This is a genomic window from uncultured Clostridium sp. (assembly GCF_963515715.1).
Taxonomy (GTDB): domain Bacteria; phylum Bacillota; class Clostridia; order Clostridiales; family Clostridiaceae; genus Clostridium_AW.
Genome location: NZ_CAUPZS010000004.1, coordinates 181,321 through 187,580 on the forward strand (window position 1 = coordinate 181,321; position 6,260 = coordinate 187,580).

Here is a 6,260-nt window from a genome sequence, read left to right on the forward strand (position 1 = left end):
ATTGATATTATATCAATTTAGTATATAATTGTAAATGTTATTTTTTGCTCATGAGGATTTTAAAGAATTATTTGGACTTTAGTCCCCACTCCAAATTTACTTTCTATATTTATAATACCCCCATGCGCTTCCACAATGTCCTTAGCTATAGCCATACCAAGCCCTGAACCTTTATGTCTTTTTCCTGTATTTGTTACCCTATAATATCTTTCAAAAATAAATTTTAGTTCTTCTTTAATGCCCTTTCCGTTATCTATTATGAAAATATGAATTCTATCTTTCTTCTCAACTTCAACTTCTATATCTACATTTTTGGGGAGCATCAGTTATTTTGATACAACAATTCGAGTATTACTAATTTTTTCATAAAAAAATCTATCTTTCTTAATGACACAAAGTACTCCATGAACTAGAATTAGTAAAATTACCACAAGTTGTATAATACTTATAATAGCAATTGCATAACCGATTTCAGTATTTTGATTTAATTCAGCTACAGTAGATAAGATTTTATTAAAAGTAAATACTCCTAAATACAAAATACCATATCTTGCGAATGCTTCTTTAAACTTCAACTTATTTTCTTGTCCTTTCACTCTTGTACTTGTAAGCCACTTACCAACTGTTTTACCATTAGTAAAATAAACAATTAAAATAAAGTATATAAAATATACTGCTCCTTCAAGAATAATGCTTTCTTCTATATTTGGAATTAAACCAATTATAAACATATCTATTAAAAATGCTAAAATTCTTCTAAAATAGCTTACTCTCATTTCTTCAAAGTTTACGTTATTATCAATTTCATTTGCATTTGGGAGAAAAAATGTAAACATTGGAGTTAGTAAATATCCAATATAACCACCAAGAGTATTTAAAAATAAATCATCAACATCGAAAATTCTATAAGGAGCATTATAAATACCAAACAATCCAGTAATCTGTGTTATTTCAAAAAATAGTGAAACTAAAAAAGTAATAGTTAAAGTTCTTTTCAAATCAGTTTTAAAATAGTATCTCAAATAAATCCCCAATGGAGTAAGTAAAATTCCATTAAAAGCTGCCTGTAAAAAAGCTCTTTCAGTTAAAAGATATTTGTAGGTAGAAGGGTTATTTAGAACTATTTTTGTCTCATTAAATATGTCCCGAATAAAACTAAAAGGAATTAAGTTGTAGTGCCGAGTGCCTGGTCTTTGTAAACTTTTTATATCTCTTGTTTGTGGTAAAGGTAATATTACCAAATAATAAGATGTAATTAAATATAATAAAAAAGAGTATAAAATAAAAATTCTAAATTTGTTTATATATCCATACTTTTTATATTGATATATTGCAAAAGGAAAAGTAAAAAGTAAAGCTATAAATGGAAATGTAATAAACGCAGCTCTTATAGGTATCAAGTATGATTGCATAAAAAAATCCTCCTAACTATTTTCAACAATTTAAATAACGCAAAAATAATACATAAATGTATTATTTTTGTATTGTAACAAGCTAATTTATTTCTACATTATATAGCATGATATAATGTAGAAAATATATATATGAGCTGGATAGAATAAGTAAAATAAATATTTCATTCCCTTTCCTTTTTCCCCATTATATAAGTAGAATAGTGGCGCTGCAAAAACCATCATCCATTGGTAATTATTAAAGAATAATCCTTTAATACTAATGTCTCCTGTAAATGCAATAGCTAAACACATTATTATATATGCTATTAATAATTTTTTCCTATCCCCTCTTAGCAAATACATTACTATTCCTATAAGCACAAATATTGGACCACCCTCAACAAAAATAGGTGTTGGGATAAGAAAAATCAAATATATTAAAGTTTCCACATTCATCATAAAAAATATTGATAAAGCTACAGGTAATATAAATAATACTACACTTAAAAATATTTTCATTGCATTTTTTTCTTTTATTGCCTTTGTCATGAAATCTATAATGCATAGATACACAGTAATTACAAATAAAGTAGCAAATATATTATTCATTAATGCAAAAGAATCTGTTCTTTCAAAATACTTAGGAATTAAGTAATTTCCTATATTCATTAGAACTGATGCTAAATATAATCTAAGCATGTACTTTTTTTTACTTCGAGTATGTGTATATCCTTCTACTGTCATAAATATAAATATAGGTGCTACTATTCTTCCCACCCACTTAAAAGCCACAGGAATATTTCCTGAAAAATTAAAAAATTCATGAATGTGATCAAATATCATAAGTAATAGTCCTGTTATTTTTAATTGAAATCCTGTAAGTCCTCTTTCTTTCATTTGTTGTCCTCCTTCTAATTATGATTTCACTTTAATTATAAGGAGGCAAACTTAACTGATGATAACTTTAATATTAAATAAACCTTAACTTATTTATATTTTAATAAATTAATTAAAGAGGCTTCTCTTTTACTTAAGAGAGCCTCTTTAATTTCATTGAAATTATTACCCTTAAAGATAAACTATATTAATTTTTCCCGTTCTAGGATGGATTGCAACTTCTGATTCTACTCCAAATACTTCTTTTAACACATCAGGTTTTAACACTTCCTCTGGAGTACCACAGCAAAACACATTTCCTTCTTTAATTACATATATCTTATCACAATACTTCGCAGCAATATTCAAATCGTGTAATGCAGCAAATACTGTAAGATCTAAAGATTTTATTATATCCATTATTTGAAATTGATATTTTATATCCAAATGATTTGTAGGTTCATCTAAAACTAAAAATTTAGCATTTTGAGCTAATGCCCTTCCAATGAGCACTCTTTGTTTTTCCCCACCAGAGAGGTTAAAAAAACTTTTACCCCAAGCTTTATCCATACCTACTTTTTTTAAAGAATTTATTACTATGTCTATATCTTCTTTACTATCAGTTTGAAAAAGTGTTTTATGGGGAGCTCTTCCCATCATTACTATTTCCTCAACTTTAAAATCAAAGCTGATAGGTGATTCTTGTGGAAGAGCAGCCATTTGTTTTGCAGTATCCTTTATGGACATTTTCTTAATATCTTTTTCATTTAAAAATATAGCTCCATCATTAGGAGATATGTTTCTATATATGGTTTTTAAAAATGTGGATTTCCCACAGCCATTAGGTCCCACAATTCCTACAAACTCTTTTTCCTTTATATCTACAGAAAAATTATTTACTATAGATTTTTTATCTATATTTACACATATATTCTCCGTTCTTAAATTCATATCAATTCCCTCCAAAGGAATAGGAGCCTTTACACATTAAAAACAAGAAAAATGGTGCTCCACATATAGATGTTATTATTCCTATGGGCATCTCTTCTGGTGCTACTAAAGTTCTAGCAATTACATCTGCCCATAAGGTAAATATAGCTCCAAGCAGTGCACTTACAGGTAAAACTTTTTTATGGTCAGAACCAACTAACCCTCTACTTACATGAGGTACCATAAGTCCGATAAATCCTACAGACCCTGCTGTAGACACTAAAGTACCTGTGAGAAGTGAAGTTATAACCAATATTACTTTTCTGCCATGTTTAATATTTACCCCAAGTATTACGGCAGAAGTATCACCCATAAGCATTATGTTTAAAATTCTATGCATAAATAATAGTATTATTAAACATAAAACTAGCACTATAAACGGAAGCTTTAAATTTTCCCATCTCGCACCAGCAAGACTTCCCATAAGCCAAAACATCACCGCTTTAATCCCTTGTTCATTCTTCGAGTTAAAAATTATAAAGCTGGTTAAAGATGAACATATAGCTGATATAGCCGTACCTGATAATATTAATTTAGTAGGAGTTATGCCTCCTCCTACATTAGATACTGCATATACACAGATAGAAGATATTAAGGCTCCTATAAAAGCTGCCAATTTCAAAGAATGATCCCCCATCAATGCAAGGCTCCCAAACAATATAACCATTGTGGCCCCTACAGAAGCTCCAGAAGAAACTCCTAATATATAAGGATCTGCAAGTGGATTTTTTACTAGAGCTTGCATTGCCACTCCAACTATGGAAAGACCAGCTCCAACTACAGCTCCTAATAGCACCCTAGGTAATCTTATGTTCCATATAATCTCATATAAGGGACCTGACCCTGACTCTTCATTGATATTAAATAGATTATTTATAATTATTTTATAAACCTCTCCTACATCTATTTTAACGGATCCAAGGGTTACACTTAGAGCTATAGAAGCTATTAAAACTATGCTAAGTGCAATAAGCACTCCCCAAAATACAATTTTATTTTTTCTTATGGATTCCAATATTGATGAAGTACTGCTCTCTTTTGTTATCTTTACAGGCATATTAGACTCCTTTTTTATTTAAATATTTCTGGATAAAATCCTTTTGCTAATCTTTCTACTCCATCTGCATTCCTTACTCCACCCATCATTTCTGTTAGTGGAACAAGAACTATTCTATCGTTTTTCACTGCATCAAGGTCTTTAAGCATTGGATTGTTCTTTATCTTGTCTACACTTAAATTGCTTCCCATAAAGTAATTAACTACTAATACATCTGGGTTTCTTGCTATTAATTCTTCAAAACTCACATCAGTATAGCTCTTATCTATATCGCCAAATATATTTTTTCCTCCAGCTAGAGTTATAAGTTTATCTTCTAAAGTTAAATTACCACAAGTAGCAAGTGATTTAGTATCTGCTATTGAGTCGATAACTGCTACTTTTAAAGGTTCTTTACCTTTTATCTTTTCTTGAACCTTACCTATTTTATCTTTCATTTCCCCAACTAGCTTCTGTCCATTTTCTTCTGCTTCAAATATTTTTGATAAATTTAAAATATCTTCATATACATCTTCAATCTTTTTTTCACCTTTTAGTGTGGATTTAGGTATGTAAACTTTCATGCCTTTGCTCTGAAGTTCTGTAACTGTGCCCAAATGCTTTTCATCAAAATTGCTTGGCCATCCTATTAATATATCAGGATTTTTTTCTAGCACTGCCTCTAAGGATGCATAGGTTTTTGATAATACTGGAATTTTATCATAAGCTTCTTTATACTGAGGTAATATTTCATCATCTAAGTATGCCGTTCCTACCATCTTGTCCCCTAATCCTAAGCCTAACATCATCTCTGTTGGCGACTGATTTAATGTTATAGCCCTTTTAGGAGATTCTTTAAAGGATAAGGTTATCTCATTTTTATCTTGGTCATATGCCTTTATGGATATTTCTTGCTTTGTCCCATTAGAGCTATCAATTTTTTCTCCATCGGTCTTTTCAGATTTTCCACAAGCAACTACAGTAGTTGCCACAGTTAGACTCATAATAAGCAACATTAATTTTTTATTCAATCTTTTTAGCATAATCAACTTCTCCTTTGTATTAAAATTCAGCGAAATAAAAAAAGCATATTCTATTTGGAATAAGAATATGCCTATAATTTGTTTTTAAGAATTTGAAAACTTCTTAATATAATATTATGCACTCCCTTTCCTATTCCTCGTAGGTTATAATGGGTAAAGTTGTTCAGGCAGGTCTCCTGGCTCAGAATCATTGTGCTTTTAAATCCTTCCCATGTATTTCACACAGTGGAACATAATAAAAGCCCTCTTCTTTACAGTAGCGGGACTGCATCGGACTTACACCGATTTCCCTTTTAATCTCAATAGAACCTTGAACTAAGTTATTTAATTTTACTAAGAAAGTATATCATACATTATAAATATGTCAACCTAAATATGCCAATAAAAAACCCCTTAATCGTTAGATCTTTAAAACTTCTTTATGTGCATTAAATAATTCTTTGTAATAATGTTTTTATTATTTATGTCCTATTTTTATAAATTCATAGGACTTTTTAAATAACTTCCAACTATAAAAAGCTCCGATTAAAAACATTGCACTAAAAACCATGGCAAATGGCAAACTAAGAATTTGTGGCACTTGTCCAAACTCTCCTAAACCCATCATTATTTCAAAACCAAAAGTCCTTAATATTCCTGCAATAATTGATAAACCAGTAGAAATCCATAATCCAAGTGAGAGTACACTAAGCACTGGCAAAGCAATTAAACAAATCAAAAACTTAGATAAATATGTTCTTATATTCCTAATCATTTTTTTACCTCCCATTTATCCGATGACTAGCATCCGTAATACTCCCATCGCACTCTGTGAAAGCGATTCACATAAAATCAAAGATTTTAGTTCTCTGCTTTTCTACAAGTGGGAGATATTAGAACTCTTGAGCTTCAGCGATTTAGAGTTCTTATGCTGTGTATAAC

The 6,260-nt window shown here is 29.8% G+C and carries 6 protein-coding genes, 1 pseudogene and 1 riboswitch; all 7 genes and pseudogenes read right to left on the reverse strand.

The genetic code is table 11. From position 1 onward, the window contains the following. Positions 1-59 precede the first annotated feature (59 nt). A pseudogene (locus RYO54_RS05520) lies at positions 60-314 on the reverse strand (sensor histidine kinase); the annotation flags it as partial. 12 nt (positions 315-326) lie between these two features. After that, positions 327-1,412 (reverse strand): VanZ family protein, encoded by a 1,086-nt coding sequence (locus tag RYO54_RS05525; RefSeq protein WP_315116513.1) that lies wholly within the window; start codon positions 1,410-1,412, stop codon positions 327-329. A gap of 93 nt (positions 1,413-1,505) precedes the next feature. Then, positions 1,506-2,291, reverse strand: coding sequence for a TraX family protein (locus tag RYO54_RS05530; RefSeq protein WP_315116515.1), 786 nt, complete (start codon positions 2,289-2,291; stop codon positions 1,506-1,508). A gap of 171 nt (positions 2,292-2,462) precedes the next feature. Further along, complete coding sequence (locus tag RYO54_RS05535) at positions 2,463-3,221, reverse strand: ABC transporter ATP-binding protein (RefSeq protein ID WP_315116517.1); 759 nt, start codon at positions 3,219-3,221, stop codon at positions 2,463-2,465. Position 3,222: 1 nt separating this feature from the next. Further along, a complete protein-coding gene (locus RYO54_RS05540) occupies positions 3,223-4,317 on the reverse strand; it encodes an iron ABC transporter permease (protein WP_315116519.1) in 1,095 nt (364 codons plus the stop codon). A gap of 14 nt (positions 4,318-4,331) precedes the next feature. After that, positions 4,332-5,339 (reverse strand): ABC transporter substrate-binding protein, encoded by a 1,008-nt coding sequence (locus RYO54_RS05545; protein ID WP_315116521.1) that lies wholly within the window; start codon positions 5,337-5,339, stop codon positions 4,332-4,334. Positions 5,340-5,487: 148 nt separating this feature from the next. After that, positions 5,488-5,667: riboswitch (cobalamin riboswitch) on the reverse strand. A 129-nt stretch (positions 5,668-5,796) separates the two neighbouring features. Continuing rightward, positions 5,797-6,093 carry a hypothetical protein gene (locus RYO54_RS05550; RefSeq protein ID WP_315116523.1) on the reverse strand — a complete coding sequence of 99 codons (297 nt, stop codon included), beginning with the start codon at positions 6,091-6,093 and terminating at the stop codon, positions 5,797-5,799. Positions 6,094-6,260 lie beyond the last annotated feature (167 nt).